The organism is Paracoccus sp. TOH, assembly GCF_030388245.1.
In the GTDB taxonomy this organism is placed as follows: Bacteria; Pseudomonadota; Alphaproteobacteria; order Rhodobacterales; family Rhodobacteraceae; genus Paracoccus; species Paracoccus simplex.
Map to the genome: position 1 here is coordinate 570,069 of NZ_CP098361.1, position 17,944 is coordinate 588,012.

Below are 17,944 nucleotides of genomic sequence, written 5' to 3' on the forward strand. Positions count from 1 at the left end.
GGGTTAAGGACTGGAGGAGTGGCCTCCGGCGCCCGTCGCGGAGATCATCCCGATGGCCAGACAGGACCGCGCCCGTGAAGGCGGCGCCCGCAGCAATCTTTACGACGACATCACCGGCAAGATCATCGCCGAGCTGGAGGAAGGACGGCTTCCCTGGGTCCAGCCTTGGGGGACTGCGGCGAAAGCGCCGCTTGCCATGCCGCGAAACGCCGCGACCTCGCGGCAGTATTCCGGGATCAATGTGCTGATCCTCTGGGGCGCCGTGGTCCAGCACGGCTATCCGACCCAGCATTGGCTCACCTATCGCCAGGCGGCAGCCCTCGGCGGCAACGTCCGTAAGGGCGAGCACGGCACGACGGTCGTCTATGCCGACCGCTTCACCCCGGACGACGAGAAGCGCCGAGCCCGCGAGACCGGTGAAGAACCGGGACGCGTCCCGTTCCTGAAGCGCTTCACCGTTTTCAACACCGCGCAATGCGAGGGCCTGCCAGAAGATATTGCCGTGGAGGCGCCACCACCGCCGCCCGGTATGATCGAGCCGAAGGTCGAGGCACTGATCCGCGCGACCGGGATCGATTTCCGCATCGGCGGAGATCGCGCCTTCTATGTGCCGGCACTCGATTATGTGCAGGTGCCGCCGCCGGCCGCCTATTTCGAGCCGATTAACTGGCACCGGACGGCGCTGCACGAGATGGGGCACGCCACCGGCCATGCCTCGCGCCTGGGGCGGGATTTCTCGGGCAGTTTCGGCACGAAGAAATACGCCTTCGAGGAGCTGGTCGCCGAGATGAACGCGGCATTCTGCTGCGCCTCGCTTGGTATCGTGCCGACCGTGCGCCATGCCGACTATATCGGCTCCTGGCTGGAGGTGCTGCGCGAGGACAACCGCGCCATCGTCCGCGCAGCTTCTCAGGCCAGCAAGGCGGCCGACTGGCTGCTGTCGCATCTGCCCGACGAAGATGCCGGGGAGCCGGTTCCGGCTGCAATCGAAGGGAGGGTCGCGGCATGATCCTTTTGACCGGAACACAGCGCGACCGGCTTCTGGCCAATGGTCGCCAACGTGATGTGGATCACATCCCCGTCGTGAAATTCTTCAACCCCTTCGGCGCGGGCGTCTGGCTCGCCACTGAGCTGGATCAGGGCGGCGACATCATGTTCGGCCTGGCCGATATCGGCTACCCCGAACTTGGCTCGTGGAGCCTGGAAGAGCTGCGCAGGGTCCGATTGCCCTTCGGCATGGGGATCGAGCGGGATCTGCTCTTCACCGGGGATTTCCCGATCTCGGTCTGGGCGGAGGCTGCGCGGGAAGCCGGCAGCATCCGTGCGGCGGAGCGAGCCCTCTACCGCGCCGGTGCGGCATTCACCTGCACATCCACAGATACGGAAAGCCAGGATTCCTGATTTCCGGCTGTCGGCTTTGTGGCCTGGCGTCGCGCTCTTCAGAGGAAGAGGGCGGCGCTTCGCTTCGTGACGGGTTGGAGGTCGAGAGAGAGGCTCCCGGCCGCCCGTCGCGGAGAAACCACCATGGCCAAAGCTGCCAGGAAGAAGCCCGTCGCCCCGATGATCGTCTTTTCGCGGGCGCGCGACATTCCGTTCAACCGCATCAGGCTGTCGGACAGCAATGTCCGCGAGACCGATGTCGAGGCGGGTCTGGACGAACTTACCCATGACATCGACCGGCGCGAGGATCTCGTGCAGGGTCTCAATGTCCGCGCCATCCTCGACGAGGACGGCAATGAGACCGGCGAGTTCGAAACCCCGGCCGGCGGCCGCCGCTACAGGTCCATCGCGCGCCTTGTCGAGGCCGGTCGCTTCCCGGCCGAAGGGCTCGTGCCCTGCATCGTCAAGAAGGCCGACGCCAAGACCTCGGCCGTGGACGACTCGCTGGCCGAGAACCTGCTGCGCCTCGCCCTGCATCCGCTCGACCAGTTCAAGGCGTTCAAGCGGATGTTCGACATGGGCATGTCGAAGGAGGAGATCGCCGACGCATGGCGGACCACCCCGCGCTACATCATGCAGCGTCTTCGCCTCGCCACCGTCGCGCCGACGCTGCACGACGCCTATGCGCGCAACGAGATGACGCTGGCGATGCTGGAAGCCTTCACCGTCAACCCCGACCACGAGCGCCAGCAGCAGGTCTGGGAGCGCATCAGCACGTCGTGGCAGAAGGAACCCTGGCAGATCCGCAACATGCTGACCGAGACCACGGTTCCGGCCGCCGACAAGCGCGCCCGCTTCATTGGCGTTGACGCTTACGATGCGGCGGGTGGCCCGGTGCTGCGCGACCTCTTCTCCGAGGAGAACGGCGGCTGGTTGCAGGACGTCACGCTTCTCGACCGGCTGGTCGACGAGAAGCTGCGCACCGTCGCCGACGAGATCGCCGGTCAGGGCTGGAAGTGGATCGACGCGGCGGTCGAACTTCCCTACGGCCACACCAACGGCCTGCGCAGGCTGGTCGGTGTGACCCAGGAGCTGACCGACGAGGAACGCGCCACCCGCGAGGCGCTGCGCGACGAGTATGACGAACTCGAAGCGCAGTATGCAGAAGCCCAAGACCTGCCCGATGAGGTCGATCAACGGCTCGGGGAGATTGAGGCCGAGCTGGACGCCTTCGAGAACCGGCCGATCAGCTTCGCGCCGGAAGACATCGCCCGTGCCGGTGTCTTCGTCAGCATCGGCCGCGAGGGCGAGTTGATCGTCAGCCCCGGTTATGTCCGCCCCGAGGACGAACAACCTGAGACCGTCGATGGTGAGGATGCCACCGAGGGTGCGGACCCGTCCGGTCCCGATGCCGTGCAGCGTGCGGTCATCACCGTCGGCGGCGAGCCGGTTCCGGACGCCGATGAAGAGGAGGACGATGCCGTCAAGCCACTGCCCGAGCGGCTGGTGACGGACCTGACCGCCTGGCGGACGCTGGCGCTGCGCAATGCGCTTGCCGAGAATCCGCGCGTCGCCATGACGGCGCTGCTGCACAAGCTGGTTCTCGATACTTTCGAGCGCACCGCCACCTCGGGAACCAGCCTCTATGCCGCCGTGCGTCACATCTATCTTCCCACGGATGCGACCGGGCTCGCTGACAGCGCCGCCGCGAAGATGATCGACGAGCGTGCGGACGCCTGGCGGGGCGACATTCCAACTGGCGATGACGACCGCCTCTGGGACTGGATCGACGGTCTCGACGATGCCAGCCGCCTGGCGCTGCTTGCGCATTGCGTCAGTTTCGGCGTCAACGCGCTCTACGAGCGGCCCAACCCCTATTCGGGGAATGGCATCTCGCAGCACGGTCTCGACCGCCGCATGGCCGAGGCCGAACGGCTGGCGCAGGCCACCGGCCTCGACCTCGTCGAAGCGGGCTGGAGGCCAACGGTCGAGAACTATCTGGGCCGCGTGACCAAGACCCGCATCATCGAGGCGGTGCGCGAGGGTGCCGGCGATCGCGCGGCCGATCTCATCGCGCATCTCAAGAAGGGCGACATGGCGAAGGAGGCCGAACGGCTCCTGGCCGATACCGGCTGGCTGCCGGAGCCGCTGCGCCCCGCCATCGAGGCGCAGGCCGTGGATGGCGCGACCGATCAGGACGAGGACAGCGTGGCGCTGCCCGACTTCCTCGCCGGTGGCCATGAGGACACGGCCGAGGCCGCCGACGATCCGGAGGCCCTCGTCGCCGCCGAGTGACGCGAATCAGCGGGGCGGCCTCCGTCGCCCCGCATTCCATCCCTTCCATCTCAAGGCCCGGCATCTCGCCGGGCCGCTTTCGTTTCAGGAGCAAGATCATGTCCGCTTCCCTCATCTTCGACATCGTGCCGCTCGGCTCGCTCGTGGCCTACAGCGACGGCCAGCCGAAGCCGCCCGCACGTTTCACCAAGAAGCTCGCCGCGTGGAAATCCCGCAACGGGGCCGGTCGTCTCGTGCGCAAGGAACCGGGCCGCGAGCGCCCGACCTACACGACCACGCCGTCCTTCACCCTGCATGAAGGCGATTTCGGCGAAGGCGGCATCATTCTTATCACCGTCATGCGCAGCTACGGCATCGACAGCGATCTGAGCTTCCGGGTGATCGAACGCCCGAAGATCGGTCAAGTCCGCGTTGTGCAGGATGTCGGAGAGAACGTCGAATTGCTGCACCTCGCGGAGAACCACGAGGCGGCCGAACTCTGGCTAGCCAGGAACGGCTACACCCGCGCGCGCCTCGAGGAGATCACCGCCGACGAGGCAGGCGCCGACGCCGTCGAGGGTCGAGCTGCCGCGTGACGTTCGCCGATCCCGTTCATCCGGCCCGCTTGTCCCGTGACGGCGGGCCTTCTTCGTTTCAGGAGAACACAATGGCCATTCCCGATCCCGTTCGAACGAACTTCGACACTCTGCTTCGTGCTGCCGATGACGGCAATCTCGCCCTTATGGAATGCCTCGACGCCGCGACCCGTGAGACACGCTATGTCCTGTGCGCGGTCGGCCGCGACGGGGGTGATTACGTCTTCACGCCGTTCGGCCATCTCGCAAGCGGCAACCCCTATGACGCCTATCTGCCGCCGGATCCCGACGATCCTGCCGGCTTTGTCGAGAAGGCCGAAGATGGGGGCGCATCATGATGACGGTCGATGAAATCTTCGCCGATGACCGCCGCAATCCGCCATCGGAGCGCTCGCTTCCCTGGGAGGAAACCCGCAACGGCGTCACCGTCATCGTGGAACCGAAACCGCATTGGGCCGAGGACATGCGCGCCTTCCGGCTCGATGCCCGCGAATACTGCCGCTATGCCGACTGGACGGCCCATGGCGCCCGGACGCGCTTTTTCGGTCATATCGACACCTCCGGCGACGATGTGATGATGAAGGCCCGCGCCATGATCGCCCGCGAAATCGCCGATGGGTTCTGGGACTGACCGGCCCTGAAAGCCGAACCTTGCACACAGGGCCATCGGGTATCGCTGCACAAGCAGCGATGGATCCAGTTCGAGCTTCACCATTGCGCCAACTCCTTGGTGTTGTGGGGGCAACGGGTTCCGTCCCCGGCCTGAAACACACCCTGAATATCCGCCGGCAACGAGGCTGGCGCAGCAAAGCATCTGCGACGGGTTTCCGGCACCGGCTCGACGCAAAGCACCATCCCCCGCTTCCATTCGCTAACCTTGGTCCGACCGTCTCTTTGCATTCAACCCCGGTGGGGTCGGCTTACGCGCGCGTGCCGCCCTCGGGGATTCGGAAAGAATCCGAACGCCCGAGGGTGATTGCAGATCCGGTCAGACACTTCGGGCGCCTGTCGCGCGGGGGATGGTCCCCCGCCTCCAAAGACAGGAGCCGGAACCCATGTCCTACGCAGATGCCACCGCTTTCGCCGCCAGCCTCGCCACCACGCTGATGGTCGTGATCGTCGTGTTCCAGGCCGGGGACGGCACCCACGGCGCCATGCCCGCCGACGAGTTCGACGGCGACGAAGAGATGGTGAAGCTCGAACTCGATCCCTTCGGCTGAGGCGCGAAAGCGCCTCCGCCCGACGGCCCGGCCCGCGTCAGGCGCAGCCGGGCCTTGTGCCATGCGCAGGCTGCGCATCGCCAGCGGCGGTGCCGAGGCCTCGCCTCGGCTGTGGAAAGGGAGAGTTGGGCCGGGATCGGGGCGAGCCTGGCGGAAGGAGAGGAGAGCGCCGCCGGGCCATATCATCCCGCTCTCCTGGAGGATCATCCAATGACCGATACCGACAAACCAGCCACGCCGGAATTCGACATGGCCGCCAGCGTCGCGCGCTTCTTCGCCGAGCGCGATGAGCGCAACCGTCGCGCTGAAGCGGTCCGTCCCGACAACAAGACGGCGCTGTTCGATGCGCTGGCCGCCGCAGGCATCACTCTCGTGACCGTCACCTTCGACGGTTCTGGCGACAGCGGCCAGATCGAGGACATCACCGCGCAATCGGACGACCGGACCGTGGACCTGCCGCAGGGCGAGATCACCATTGCCACGGTGGCATGGGGAACCGACAAGGTGACCGCAATCTCAATGGGCGTTGAGGCGGCCATCGAACAGCTCGCCTATGACTTCCTCTCGGAAACCCATGGCGGCTGGGAGAACAATGATGGCGCCTATGGCGAGTTCAGCTTCGATGTGGCGGCGCGCACCATCACGCTCGACTACAACGAGCGCTACACCGCCACCGAATTCTACAGTCACGAGTTCTGAGGGGGCGGAAATGGCACATCCCTATCATCATGCGCTCTCGTCGGTGAAGAAATGGGGCGGCACGGTCGAGGATTACTTGCCCATCCATAGCTGGTTCGATGCCAGCAAGGAGATCCTGGCCGATTTTCGTCATCGCGCGCTTCGCCACCATGCCGAGGGCATCTTCATGGCCGAGACCATTTTCGGGGCGACGATCACCCTGTCCACCGGCAGGGTGATCCCGGCCCGATGGGTCGGGGAGCAGCATGTCCGCGAGGATCTGGGCCGTATCCCGTCCTTCGCCGATTGGGCGCGGGCAATCCACCCGGCGCCTTGGATGGGGCGGACGCAGCGGATCGAGGCGGAGGTCGATCCGCATTGCGTCAATGGCCGACTTCAGGAAGAAGTCTGAGCAGTCGCGTCAGCCTCCCCCTTATGAAAGCCTCTTGCCATGCTCAGCCATATCGTCATCTCCGTCCTGCTCTGCACGGCTTCCTGCGAACCGGCGGAAATCCGCGTCTGGGACGGTGACTCGATCCGGCTGGGTATGGGACAGCAGTCCGAAGCTGTTCGGATATTCAACATCGACGCTCCCGAAATGGAGGGCCGCTGCATCCATGAAACCGACCTTGCCCGGCAAGCGAAGATCAGACTGGCGGAAATCCTGCAAGGTCGGCGGGTCGAAATCCTGCGTCAGGGGACCGACCGCTATGGCCGGACCCTGGCGGCGATACGCGTCGAAGGCCGCGATGTCGGCGATATTCTCGTCGATGAAGGGCTGGCGAGAACCTGGGCCGGGCGGCGTGAGCCCTGGTGCTGATCGCCGGATCGTCCCGCCGAGGTGCGGGACGATCCACCGTCGGGACGGGAGAGTAAGAGTGCGGGCCGGTTGGCCGTGACGGATTGTGAGGCGGGAGAGGGGCTTCCGCCGTCCGTCGCGGAGCATTCCCCATGAGCCTTTCCCACCACACCACTTTCGCCTCGATCGGCGAAATTGTCGCGCGACAGATCCTGCCCCGGCTGCGTCATGCCCAGAAGCTGCCGCTGCGCATCTCCTGCATCGGTATCGCCAGCGATGACGAAAGCGATGACGTCGGCGGCTTCGACCGCACGCTCGTCATCGGCCAGTGCCAATCCCCCGAAGAGGCGCTGATCATCGCCAGCCAGCGCGTTGCGCGCGGTGATTTCCGCGTTGGACAGGGCGATGCGCTGCGCTTTCGCCCCCGCGTCATGGTCATTCAGGACAACGAACTGGGCCTTGTCCTTGCCGGTGAGGTCCGGGCCGGGATCGTGCTCTGGCAGCATCCGGTCGCCTCCGACGCCGAGGCTCGCCGCACCGTCACGGAGGCCAGCCGTCTGCGGGGCATGGCCTTCACGGCATCCGGGCGCGGCGATGCGGTATCGGCTCGTGATCTCCGCCACCGCGCCAGCCTGCTCGAGGCGCGGCTGGTCGATCCCTTCTGGCGCGAGACGACTGCCGATCTGCTGCGGCTGCCACAAGCTGCCTGACCTGTCGCCCCTTTCCATCCACTAGGCCCGGCCCCGCGCCGGGCCTTCTCGTTTCAGGAGCCTGACATGGCCGACTACTTCACCCATTTCTCCTGCCTGCTCGACGTGGGCAGCCCCGAGAACGCCGCCCGCGCGCTTGATCTCTACAACGCGCTGGCGCACGAAAACGCCGCCGAAGATCCGCCCTCGGACGGCTTCATGCTTTCGATCCAGCCCGAACATGGCGGCACCCAGCTCTGGATGCGCGATGACGGCACCGGCGATCCCGAGCATGTCATCCAGTTCGTCAAACGCTGTGCCGCCGCGTTCGGCCTGACCGGGCTATGGGGGATGCAATACGCCAATACCAGCTCACGTCCGAGAATCGACGGGTTCGGGGGCGGCGCGCATGTCCTCGACCTCGCCACCGGCGAGACGGTGGACTGGATCTACACCGACGGTTGGCTTTCCACCGTTCTGGACGGGGGCGACCCCAATGCCTGACGTCATCGAAACCACGGTCTATCGGCTCGACGAGCTTTCCGAAGCCGCGAAAGGCAAGGCCCGCGCCTGGTATCGCGAGGGCGGCTTCGACTACGATTGGTACGATGCCGTCTATGAGGATTTCCGGCGGATCGCGGACATCCTCGGCATCCGCATCAAGACCCGCACCGTCCGCCTCATGGGCGGCGGCGTGCGACAAGAGCCTTGCATCTGGTTTACGGGCTTCTGGTCGCAGGGCGATGGCGCCGCGTTCGAAGGCCACTATTCCTATCGCAAAGGCACGGCGGCGGAAATCCGTGCCTATGTGCCGAAGGATGCGGAGCTGCACCGCATCGCGGATGCCCTACATCAGGCGCAACGCCGCAACTTCTACCAGTTGACGGCCGAGACGACCCATCGGGGGCGATACTATCACGAATACTGCATGGCGATCTCGGTCACCCGCGACAGCCCGACAGGGCAGGGCATGACCGCCGATGCCGAGGAGACCGTCATCGAGGCATTGCGCGATCTCGCGCGTTGGCTCTATCGCCAGCTTGAGCGCGACTACGATGACCTGACTTCGGATGAGGCGGTCGATGAGGCCATCGGTGCCAACGAATACAGCTTCACAGTTGATGGGAATCGCTTCGGCTAAAGCCCGGCTTTCCGGGGTTACAGTACCGACCGCAGGTCCGTCCGTGAGAAATCATCGCCGACAAAGAGCAACGGACAGCCGCGCTCGCTCGCGACCTCATAGGCGAAGCAATCGCCGTAGTTGAGACCGGCGGGATGAACGCCCTTGCCCCAGCGGGCATAGGCTTCGGAGATCCTGCGTGCCGAAGCCTCCGTGACGGAGACGACCTCGAACCCAAGGCCCTCGATCAGGGCGGCAATCTCTTCCCCAACATTGCGGCGCCCTGCGACGATCAGCGTCTCGGCCACGGTTCCGGCCGAGATCAGCAATCCGTCCGCCGCCTCGATCGCCGCCATGCAGGTCTCGGCCTGCGGCTCGTCCAGCACGATCGCCATCAGCGCCGAGGTGTCGACGACGATCACGCCGGCATCCCGTCATCACCATAGAGGAAGTCCTGACTGCGCGCGGCATCGGCGCCGGGCAGTGCCTTGCCCCGCGCCGTGGCCCGGACCCGCTCCATCAGCGCACGCCGGCCTTTCGGGGTCGCTGCGACAGCAACCCGCACGAGGCGGGCGACCTCATGGCCCCGCCGGGTCAGGATCACCTCGTCGCCGGCCTCGGCGCGTTTCACCAGTTCGGTGAGCTGCCCTTTCGCCTCGGTGACAGAAACCCTCATCGCAAATCGCTCCAGATGTTCTCCGCTATCCTGCCAAGATGGTCCATAGAATGGTCCATTTCAAGCCCCCAGAGCGAGAGGAGGGCCGGGAGAGGGTGCCTCCGGACGGGTTGAGAGAGGGTCGTCCGGCTGCCGTCCCTTTCCCTCCAGGAGACCGATCATGGCTTTGCCCGAACTTGCTTCTCAATCCGCAACCCGTGTCCCCGACGCGCGCCGCATGGAGTTCCTGCCGCGCCTTTTCGGCCGGCGCCTGCTCATCATCGGCGAGCATGCCGTCTTCCGATTCATGGAGATCCTCAGCCCCGCCAATTACGGCGGCGGGCTCTGGGATTTCTACGAACGCGCCGGCCAGCCGCTCTATCTCGCGCCGACATCAAAGCCCCGTTACCTCCTGTTCTGCGAAGGCAACGGTTTCGAGGGCGAGGTCTCATGCGATGCGGCTGGGATCATCGCCACGCTCTTCGCCTTCTCGCATCTTTCCTTCCGCTACGATGACGACGAACTCGCCGAGGGCTATGGCCGTCTCTACGAACATGCCGCCAATCACCCGGAGGCGGCGGCGATCTTCCAGGCCATCGACTGAAACCCACAAGCGCCCAGCCTGACGGTCGGGCGCTTGTTTCATGCCTGCTTTCGCCACGGCTTCAGAGCGAGAGATGGGCCGGAAGGGGTTTGAGCCGGTGCGGTCGAGAGAGAGCGCTGCCCGGCTTGATCCTGACTTGCTCTCCCGAGGAATCCCCGATGAACATGATTTCCGCATCCGCGGCGGCATCCGCCACCGCGCCGCTTCCGCGCGAACACGACGCCGAGACCGCAGCCCGCATATTCACCGCTGCCGGCCTACTGCTGCCGCATCTGGAGCGCGGTCAGCGCGTCGATGCCGCCACGCTGCGCGGCGCGATGGAAGCGGGTTTCGGCGCTTCCGATGCCACCGGCGCCTGGACCTGGAAGCTGGCCTATGATGCCTGCGAGGCTGCGACCGTCCTCTTCCTGCGCAAATACGGCAATGTGCTTTTCCGTAAAGCCGCCTCGAAGTCGGCGATCCTGCCGCAGCTCGGCAAGATCTCCGGGCTTCTGCCGACGCATACGCGCCGCTCGGAAGAAGCGCAGACCTTCCAGCAGTTCTCCACCCCGATCCCGCTCGGTTTCGCGGCGGTCACGGCGGCGGCGATCACGCCTGCCGACCGTGTGCTGGAGCCCTCGGCCGGCACCGGGCTCCTCGCCATCCTGGCCGAGATCGCCGGCGGCACGCTTCTCGTAAATGAACTGGCCGAGATGCGCGCCGGCCTGCTTTCCTCTCTCTTTCCGGCCCTTTCCGTTACCCGCTTCGACGCGGCCCAGATCGATGACCATCTCGATCCCTGCCTTGTCCCGACCGTCGTGCTGATGAATCCACCGTTCTCGGTCATGGCCAATGTCGAGGGGCGCATGCGTGACGCCGCCTTTCGCCATGTCGCTTCGGCGCTGGCGCGTCTTGCGCCCGGCGGACGGCTCGTGACCATCACCGGCGCGAGCTTCGCCCCCGATAATCCGGCGTGGACCGCCTCCTGGACCCGGCTGCAGGAACGCGGTCGCGTCACCTTTTCCGCCGCCATCGACGGCTCGGTCTATGCCAAGCAAGGCACCACTGTCCCGACCCGGCTCACGGTCATCGACAAGCTGCCGGCCGAAGATGCGGCGGTGTTTCCGGCAGCGCCTGGTGTCGCGCCGGACGTGGCCACGCTGATCGCCTGGCTAGCCGACCTGCTTCCCACGCGGCTGCCGGTCGATCCCGGCCTGACGGTGCCGGTCGCACGACCCACCGCGCCCCGCACCGTGCGCGGCTACGTCAACCGCGCCGCGCGATCCGCGCCCGCCGCGCCCCTTGCGGAACCGGAGGCCGTGCCGGTCGCCTACGAGACCGTGGATTGGGAACCGGCCGAGGGCGGCGGCCTCTCCGACGCGATCTACGAGGAATACGGGCTTCAGACCATCCGCATCGACGGGGCGCAGGCGCATCCTACCCAGCTCGTGCAGTCGGCCTCGATGGCGAGCATCGCGCCGCCGAAGCCCAGCTATCGGCCGACGCTTCCCAACGACATTCTCGGCAAGCTGTCCGAGGCGCAGCTGGAGACCGTGATTTATGCGGGCGAGGCCCATGGGGGCTTCCTCGCCGGGGGCTGGACGATCGATGACACGCTCGACAATCTCGCCGCCGCGCCGGAGGATGCCGAGGGAGCAATCCGTTTCCGTCAGGGCTTCATGATCGGCGACGTCACCGGCGTCGGCAAGGGTCGGGAATCCGCCGCCATCATCCTCGACAACTGGATGCAGGGGCGGCGTAAGGCGATCTGGATCTCGAAATCCGACAAGCTGTTGGAGGACGCGCAACGTGACTGGTCGGCGCTCGGCATGGAGCGGCTGCTGGTCACGCCGCTGTCGCGATTCCCGCAAGGCAAGCCCATCACGCTGAACGAAGGCATCCTGTTTCTAACCTATGCCACGCTGCGCTCCGACGACCGGGGGACAAGGGTTTCCAGGGTCAAACAGATCGTCGAATGGTTGGGCACAGACTTCGATGGGGTGGTGATTTTCGACGAGGCGCATGCCATGGCCAATGCAGCAGGAGGCAGGGGAGAACGCGGCGATGTCGCCGCCTCGCAGCAGGGCCGTGCCGGGCTGCGCATCCAGCATGCGCTTCCCGATGCCCGAGTCGTCTATGTCTCGGCCACCGGCGCCACCACCGTCCACAATCTCGCCTATGCGCAGCGGCTCGGTCTCTGGGGCGGCGAGGATTTCCCCTTCTCGACCAGGGCGGAGTTCGTCGAGGCGATCGAGGCCGGCGGCGTCGCGGCGATGGAGGTGCTGGCCCGCGACCTGCGGGCGCTTGGCCTCTACACCGCCCGCTCGCTGTCCTTCAAAGGTGTGGAATACGAGTTGCTCGACCACGAACTGACCCCTGAACAGGTCCGCATCTACGACAGCTATGCCGATGCCTTCGCCATCATCCATAACAATCTCGATGCGGCGATGCAGGCCGCCAACATCACCGGCGGCGAGGGCGGGTCCGGCACGCTGAACCGGCAGGCCAAGTCCGCCGCCCGCTCGGCCTTTGAGAGCGCCAAGCAGAGGTTCTTCGGGCACCTGTTGACGTCGATGAAAACCCCGACGCTGATCCGGTCCATCACGGCCGATCTGGAAGCGGGACATTCTTCCGTCATCCAGATCGTCTCGACCGGCGAGGCGCTGATGGAACGGCGGCTGGCAGAGATCCCCACCGAGGAATGGGGCGATCTGAAAATGGACCTGTCGCCGCGCGAATATGTCCTAGATTACCTTGCCCATTCCTTCCCGGTCCAACTCTACGAGCCGTTCACCGACAGCGAGGGCAATCTGTCCTCGCGCCCGGTCTATCGTGATGGCCAGCCGGTCGAGAGCCGCGAGGCCGCGGCCCGGCGCGACGAGATGATCGCAAGCCTCGCCAGCCTGCCGCCGGTTCCCGGCGCGCTCGACCAGATCATCCAGTATTTCGGGACCGACACGGTGGCCGAGGTCACGGGTCGTTCGCGCCGTATCGTCCGCAAACGCAGCGTCACCATCGACCGGCTCGTCGTGGAAAGCCGCGCCGGTTCGGCCAACCTGGCCGAGACGCAAGCCTTCATGGACGATCAGAAGCGCGTGCTGGTCTTTTCCGATGCGGGCGGCACGGGCCGGTCGTATCACGCCGAACTGTCGGCGAAGAATACCCGGCTGCGTGTCCACTATCTCCTCGAAGCCGGGTGGAAGGCGGACGCCGCCATCCAGGGCCTCGGCCGCACGCATCGCACCAACCAGGCACAGCCGCCACTGTTCCGACCGATCTCGACCAATGTGAAGGCCGAGAAGCGCTTCCTCTCGACCATCGCCCGCCGTCTTGACACGCTGGGCGCGATTACGCGCGGCCAGCGCCAGACCGGTGGTCAGGGCCTGTTCCGCCCGGAAGATAACCTGGAATCGCATTACGCCCGTGACGCGCTGCGCCAGCTTTATCTCCTGCTGGTGCGCGGCAAGGTCGACGGCTGCTCACTGGAGCGGTTCGAGGCTGCCACCGGGTTGAAGCTGATGGATGCGAACGGCATCAAGGACGATTTGCCGGCCATCACCACCTTCCTCAACCGGCTGCTGGCGCTGACCATCGAGCTTCAGGGCATCCTCTTCACCGCCTTCGAACAACTTCTGACCGCCCGCATCGAGGGCGCCATCGCCTCCGGCACCTATGACGCCGGGCTGGAGACCCTGCGCGCCGAGAGCTTCGTAGTGACGGATCGGCAGGTGATCTACACGCACCCGCGCACCGGGGCCGAGACCAGCCTGCTGACCATCACCGAACGCAGGCGCAACCGCCCGGTGACGCTCGACGCCGCGCTGGCGGAACTCGACGATCCCCGCGCCAGGCTGCTGATCAACGAGCGCTCAGGCCGGGCAGCGGTGCAGATCCCCACCACCAGCGTGATGTTGGACGATGGCGAGATCGAGCGCAGCGTCCGGCTGATCCGGCCGATGGAAGCGCAGAACGTCCAGGTCAGGATGATGCGCGAGACCCATTGGGTCGAAGCCGACAGGGATGCCTTCGCATCGGCCTGGGAAGCCGAAGTCGCGGAGGTGCCGGAGTTCGCCGAGTCCACCTTGCACATGGTGACGGGCCTGCTGCTACCGATCTGGAAGCGGCTGCCGAACGACTCCACTCGCGTCTATCGGCTTCAGTCTGACGCCGGCGAGCGCATCATCGGCCGCAAGGTCTCCCCGGCTTGGGCGGCCAATGCGACCGAGACCGGCATCACCTCGGTCTCGCCGGACGATGCCTTCGCGGCGCTGCTGGAAAGTCGGACCATCCTCGATCTCGCTGAGGGCCTCCAGCTTCGCCGGGTCCGGGTCATGGGGGCAAACCGGATCGAGCTGTCGGGTTTCACCGACACCATGCGCCAGCGCCTCACGGCCTATGGGCTGTTCCACGAGATCATCTCCTGGAAGCTGCGCATGTTCGTGCCGGTCGATGCCAGCGGTCCGGCGATCCTCGGGAAGCTCTTCGACCGCTGGCCGGTCGAGCGCATCGGCGAGCGGGAGGCAGCCTGATGCCCAGGCACGACGCATCCGAACTGGCGATCCGCCTTGGCCGAGAGGCCGAGGCGGTCTGCCGCCACTACCTGTCGTCCGGCCACCGCGCCGGGCGATACTGGCTGGTCGGTGACGTGCAGAACACCCCAGGACGCTCCATGTTCGTGCGACTGACCGGCCCGGAATCCGGCAAGGGTGCGGCGGGCAAGTGGAGTGACATGGCGACGGGAGAGCATGGCGACCTTCTCGACGTCATCCGCGAGGCGCTCGGCCTCGCCGATTTCAAGGACGTGGCTGAGGAAGCGCGCCGCTTCCTCGCCCTCCCGCATCCCGAACCGGCAAAGACGAGAGCGCCGACCGACAGCACATCCGGCGCGGCACCCGGTTCGCCTGAAGCGTCGCGGCGGCTCTTCGCCATGGCGCAGCCGATCCACGGCACCCTTGCTGCGATCTACCTCAACCGGCGAGCGATCACCACGCTCGAAGGCACCACCGCGCTGCGCTACCATCCCCGGTGCTATTACAGGCCCAACGAGCATGCGCCCACCGAGATCAGGCCGGCGATGGTCGCCGCCGTCACCGATCTCACCGGCCACCAGACCGGCGCGCATCGCACATGGCTCGCCCCGGACGGTTCCGGCAAGGCGCCTGTCGAGACACCGCGGCGGGCGATGGGCGACCTTCTCGGTCACGCGGTCCGCTTCGGCACCGCCGATGAGGTGCTCGCCGCCGGCGAGGGCATCGAGACCGTGCTGTCGCCGCGCCAGGTCCTGCCCCGCATGCCGATGCTGGCGGCGCTTTCGGCCGCTCACCTCGCCGCCATCCTGTTCCCGCCGTCGCTGCGCAGGCTCTATGTCCTGCGCGATCGCGACCCGGCCGGGGACGGTGCAAGAGACCGACTGGCCGCCAGAGCAGCCGATCTCGGGATCGAGGCGGTCTCGCTCATGCCGCGCGAGGGCGATTTCAACGATGATCTGCGACGCCATGGCGCCGATGCCCTCGGGGCGGCCTTGAAGGATCAGCTTCATCCCGAAGACGTCCGCCGTTTCATGGAAGGGTGAGGGTGTGATCGGCCCCGGAGGCTCGGTCCGGCTCGGCCTCTGCCGGTTTCGTTCGCTTGCCATCGGCAGGTGCATCCATCGCCGGAGAGTCCCGCACCCACGGCCTGTCTCGAGAGGGCGATCGGCGCACAAGCGGGACGGGCAGGCAATGGCCGGGAGCGACTAATTTCCGCCGGCGGCTGTGCCGCCTTTGCATCGCGAAAGGCAAATTAGCCGCACCCGGCCATCAAGGCCCTCGCAGAGCGGGCGAGGGCTGCCAGCCCGTCCCGCCCGTGCGCTTCGACGCCTGCGAAGGCCGCGATGGGCGCGGTCTCCAGACGAAGGACGCAACCGATGACGTTTGATCCCGAATATGCAGGGGCCGAGCCGGTCCACACCTCCTCCCAGACCGATCACGCCCTCACCGAACTCCAGCTCTACGGCTGGCGCCCGTTCCAGGACGAACCTGATCCGCGACCGCTCCCCGAGGGCAATACCGTCGCTGTAGCCGTCACAGACATCTTCGACGCCCTTGTGGCGACGCTCAGTGACACCCGTCTCGAACCCGATCTCGAAGAACTGCTCTGGGGCGCCGTCAATCTCTTCCACCGCGCCACCAGCCGGGTCGAACGCGATCTCGACGACAACGAGCAGGCGCAGCGCCGGATGCAGCGGGAACAGGACGGCAGCGAGGTGAAATCGGTCGAACTCGAACGCCTCACGGCAGAAGGGCAGACCCTGATCGAACGGCGCGCCAGCATGGAACTCTTCCGCGACCTCGCCGCCGAGGCCTTCGAGCAGCACACGGGCAGCGCCTGGCGGCCGCGCAGCGGTTCGATGGTCAACCATCGTAACCTGACCGCCGCGATGATTGACAGCCGCGATTTCCTCGCCGCGAAGCGCCGGGCCGAGACCGAGGTGATGCTGCCCCCCGGCCCGAAGGTGGCCCTGACCGGCGGCGCCGACTTCAACGATCACCGCCTGATCTGGGCGAAGCTTGATCAGGTCCATGCCAAGCACCCCGACATGGTGTTGCTGCACGGCGGGTCGCCCAAGGGAGCCGAACTGATCGCTTCCCGTTGGGCAGATCACCGCAAGGTGCCCCAGGTCGCCTTCCGGCCCGACTGGACCAAGCACGCCAAGGCGGCGCCGTTCAAGCGAAACGATGCCATGCTGGACGTGCTGCCGGTCGGCGTCCTCGTCTTCCCCGGTACCGGGATTCAGGAGAATCTCGCCGACAAGGCCCGCAAGCTCGGCATCCCGGTCATGAAGTTCGACGGCGGGGCGTAAGTCCCGCCGCCTGGCGGCTTTAAGCCGCCGAACCTTGACAGAAAACGCCGCCGCGCCTTTGATGGAACATCCTTGCAGAACCGGCGAAGCAGCATAGTCGCAGGCGGAGCGTATCTCCCGGCAGCCTGTCGTGATCCCCAACCGTTCTCTGGAGGTTTCCATGACGCTGATCCTGCTCGCCATCTCGCTCAGCATCGCGGCCTGTGTGATCGCCTACAATCTGGCGATCTATGCCTTGCCCGTCATGGCGGCGATCACGACCGCGCAATATGCCTGGGGCGCGGGGGCCGGTGTCGTGATGTCTGGCCTCATGGCCATCGGTGCCGCTTTGCTCTCGATCGCCCTTGTGATCCTGGTTCTTGGCTTCGCGAGGAACCCGGCCCTGCGGCTCATTGCGCTCGCTCTCTTCGCCGTGCCCGCCGTCATCGCCGGCTATGCCCTTGTCTATGGCATCACCAAGAACGCCATCGACTCGGGGCTGGTTCTCAACCTGCTCGGCGGCATGGGCGGCCTTGTCATCGGCATCTCGGCCATCGTCAATCTGAACGCCCTCGGCGAGTCGGTGTTCTCGCGCTGAAACGGCGGACGCGATCAGCCACTTCTGAGGAAGACTGGCAGCTTGCGCCATCGGGCGACGGTCGTTCCATCAAAGACGGAAAGTCGGTCCGACGCAGCATGTCACCATCGCACCCGGTCTGCTTCGCCCGGCTCTGGAAATGGGACATCGGTGCGTACCCGCAGTCCCGTGCGGTCGATGCCCCGCTGCATCGGTCCACGTCGTTTCGTGGGGCCTCCGCGAACACCTTCCTTGCCCCTTCACGATGCTGTGGGACCGAGCCTTTGGCCGATGAAGCAGGACGGTGTCATAGCGGGCATGAGAACCCGATAGCCTGTTCGATCACATCGCGGATGACAGGGCCTTCCGGCGGCGGACACGACGTTGACCGGCAAAGACGGTTGAACGAGTGCCATGCCGGTGGTCTCGGTTCGCAGGGGGCCTGCCTGGCCGCTGTCGCCAGCAAGGACGATGGTTCTGCTGTGCGTCCCCGATCTGCTTTCGAAAGCACCATCCCTCCGCCTGACTGATCCCCTAAGTCCGTTCGGCTTCC

20 protein-coding genes are annotated in these 17,944 nt (G+C 66.0%); 18 read left to right on the forward strand and 2 right to left on the reverse strand.

Annotated features, from left to right (window positions below):
- The first annotated feature begins 52 nt into the window (after nt 1-52).
- The 13 genes from NBE95_RS13375 to NBE95_RS13435 all read left to right on the forward strand — a co-directional run bounded on the left by NBE95_RS13375 (nt 53) and on the right by NBE95_RS13435 (nt 8,777).
- Nucleotides 53-1,009 carry a zincin-like metallopeptidase domain-containing protein gene (locus NBE95_RS13375; protein WP_289895898.1) on the forward strand — a complete coding sequence of 319 codons (957 nt, stop codon included), beginning with the start codon at nt 53-55 and terminating at the stop codon, nt 1,007-1,009.
- The gene (locus NBE95_RS13380; RefSeq protein ID WP_289895899.1) at nt 1,006-1,401 is read left to right on the forward strand and encodes a DUF2958 domain-containing protein; all 396 of its coding nucleotides are present in this window, start codon (nt 1,006-1,008) and stop codon (nt 1,399-1,401) included. The genes NBE95_RS13375 and NBE95_RS13380 overlap by 4 nt, the downstream gene beginning before the upstream one ends.
- Before the next feature lie 123 nt (nt 1,402-1,524).
- A complete protein-coding gene (locus NBE95_RS13385; protein ID WP_289895900.1) occupies nt 1,525-3,675 on the forward strand; it encodes a chromosome partitioning protein ParB in 2,151 nt (716 codons plus the stop codon).
- 98 nt (nt 3,676-3,773) lie between these two features.
- The gene (locus tag NBE95_RS13390) at nt 3,774-4,250 is read left to right on the forward strand and encodes a hypothetical protein (RefSeq protein WP_058098278.1); all 477 of its coding nucleotides are present in this window, start codon (nt 3,774-3,776) and stop codon (nt 4,248-4,250) included.
- A gap of 71 nt (nt 4,251-4,321) precedes the next feature.
- A complete protein-coding gene (locus NBE95_RS13395) occupies nt 4,322-4,588 on the forward strand; it encodes a DUF6117 family protein (protein WP_012092596.1) in 267 nt (88 codons plus the stop codon).
- Nucleotides 4,585-4,881: a hypothetical protein gene (locus NBE95_RS13400; RefSeq protein ID WP_012092597.1), complete on the forward strand. Its 297-nt coding sequence runs from the start codon at nt 4,585-4,587 to the stop codon at nt 4,879-4,881. The genes NBE95_RS13395 and NBE95_RS13400 overlap by 4 nt, the downstream gene beginning before the upstream one ends.
- 424 nt (nt 4,882-5,305) lie before the next feature.
- Nucleotides 5,306-5,470, forward strand: coding sequence for a hypothetical protein (locus NBE95_RS13405; protein ID WP_166507195.1), 165 nt, complete (start codon nt 5,306-5,308; stop codon nt 5,468-5,470).
- 210 nt (nt 5,471-5,680) lie between these two features.
- A complete protein-coding gene (locus NBE95_RS13410; RefSeq protein WP_012092608.1) occupies nt 5,681-6,169 on the forward strand; it encodes a DUF6878 family protein in 489 nt (162 codons plus the stop codon).
- 10 nt (nt 6,170-6,179) lie between these two features.
- The gene (locus NBE95_RS13415; protein ID WP_012092609.1) at nt 6,180-6,560 is read left to right on the forward strand and encodes a hypothetical protein; all 381 of its coding nucleotides are present in this window, start codon (nt 6,180-6,182) and stop codon (nt 6,558-6,560) included.
- A 39-nt stretch (nt 6,561-6,599) separates the two neighbouring features.
- Complete coding sequence (locus NBE95_RS13420) at nt 6,600-6,968, forward strand: thermonuclease family protein (RefSeq protein WP_012092610.1); 369 nt, start codon at nt 6,600-6,602, stop codon at nt 6,966-6,968.
- Nucleotides 6,969-7,099: 131 nt separating this feature from the next.
- Nucleotides 7,100-7,657: a hypothetical protein gene (locus tag NBE95_RS13425; protein WP_039194755.1), complete on the forward strand. Its 558-nt coding sequence runs from the start codon at nt 7,100-7,102 to the stop codon at nt 7,655-7,657.
- A gap of 66 nt (nt 7,658-7,723) precedes the next feature.
- Complete coding sequence (locus NBE95_RS13430; protein WP_289895901.1) at nt 7,724-8,140, forward strand: hypothetical protein; 417 nt, start codon at nt 7,724-7,726, stop codon at nt 8,138-8,140.
- Entirely contained in the window at nt 8,133-8,777 is a 645-nt protein-coding gene (locus NBE95_RS13435) for an antitoxin of toxin-antitoxin stability system (RefSeq protein ID WP_289895902.1), read from the forward strand. Before NBE95_RS13430 ends, NBE95_RS13435 begins: the two co-directional genes overlap by 8 nt.
- Before the next feature lie 17 nt (nt 8,778-8,794).
- On the opposite strand, the gene NBE95_RS13440 is transcribed toward NBE95_RS13435, so the two are convergent.
- Together NBE95_RS13440 and NBE95_RS13445 are read right to left on the reverse strand one after the other, a co-directional pair.
- The gene (locus NBE95_RS13440) at nt 8,795-9,178 is read right to left on the reverse strand and encodes a type II toxin-antitoxin system VapC family toxin (RefSeq protein WP_058098141.1); all 384 of its coding nucleotides are present in this window, start codon (nt 9,176-9,178) and stop codon (nt 8,795-8,797) included.
- The gene (locus tag NBE95_RS13445; protein ID WP_058098140.1) at nt 9,175-9,432 is read right to left on the reverse strand and encodes a type II toxin-antitoxin system prevent-host-death family antitoxin; all 258 of its coding nucleotides are present in this window, start codon (nt 9,430-9,432) and stop codon (nt 9,175-9,177) included. Before NBE95_RS13445 ends, NBE95_RS13440 begins: the two co-directional genes overlap by 4 nt.
- Before the next feature lie 160 nt (nt 9,433-9,592).
- On the opposite strand from NBE95_RS13445, the gene NBE95_RS13450 reads away from it, so the two are divergent.
- The 5 genes from NBE95_RS13450 (at nt 9,593) to NBE95_RS13470 (ending at nt 17,412) form a co-directional block, all read left to right on the forward strand.
- Nucleotides 9,593-10,015 (forward strand): antirestriction protein, encoded by a 423-nt coding sequence (locus NBE95_RS13450; protein ID WP_289895903.1) that lies wholly within the window; start codon nt 9,593-9,595, stop codon nt 10,013-10,015.
- A 158-nt stretch (nt 10,016-10,173) separates the two neighbouring features.
- Nucleotides 10,174-14,523, forward strand: coding sequence for a strawberry notch family protein (locus NBE95_RS13455; protein WP_289895904.1), 4,350 nt, complete (start codon nt 10,174-10,176; stop codon nt 14,521-14,523).
- On the forward strand, nt 14,523-15,566 hold the full coding sequence (locus NBE95_RS13460; protein WP_289895905.1) for a toprim domain-containing protein: 1,044 nt from the start codon (nt 14,523-14,525) through the stop codon (nt 15,564-15,566). Before NBE95_RS13455 ends, NBE95_RS13460 begins: the two co-directional genes overlap by 1 nt.
- 333 nt (nt 15,567-15,899) lie before the next feature.
- Entirely contained in the window at nt 15,900-16,835 is a 936-nt protein-coding gene (locus NBE95_RS13465) for a DUF2493 domain-containing protein (protein WP_289895906.1), read from the forward strand.
- Between the two features lie 160 nt (nt 16,836-16,995).
- Nucleotides 16,996-17,412 carry a hypothetical protein gene (locus NBE95_RS13470; RefSeq protein ID WP_058099095.1) on the forward strand — a complete coding sequence of 139 codons (417 nt, stop codon included), beginning with the start codon at nt 16,996-16,998 and terminating at the stop codon, nt 17,410-17,412.
- Nucleotides 17,413-17,944 lie beyond the last annotated feature (532 nt).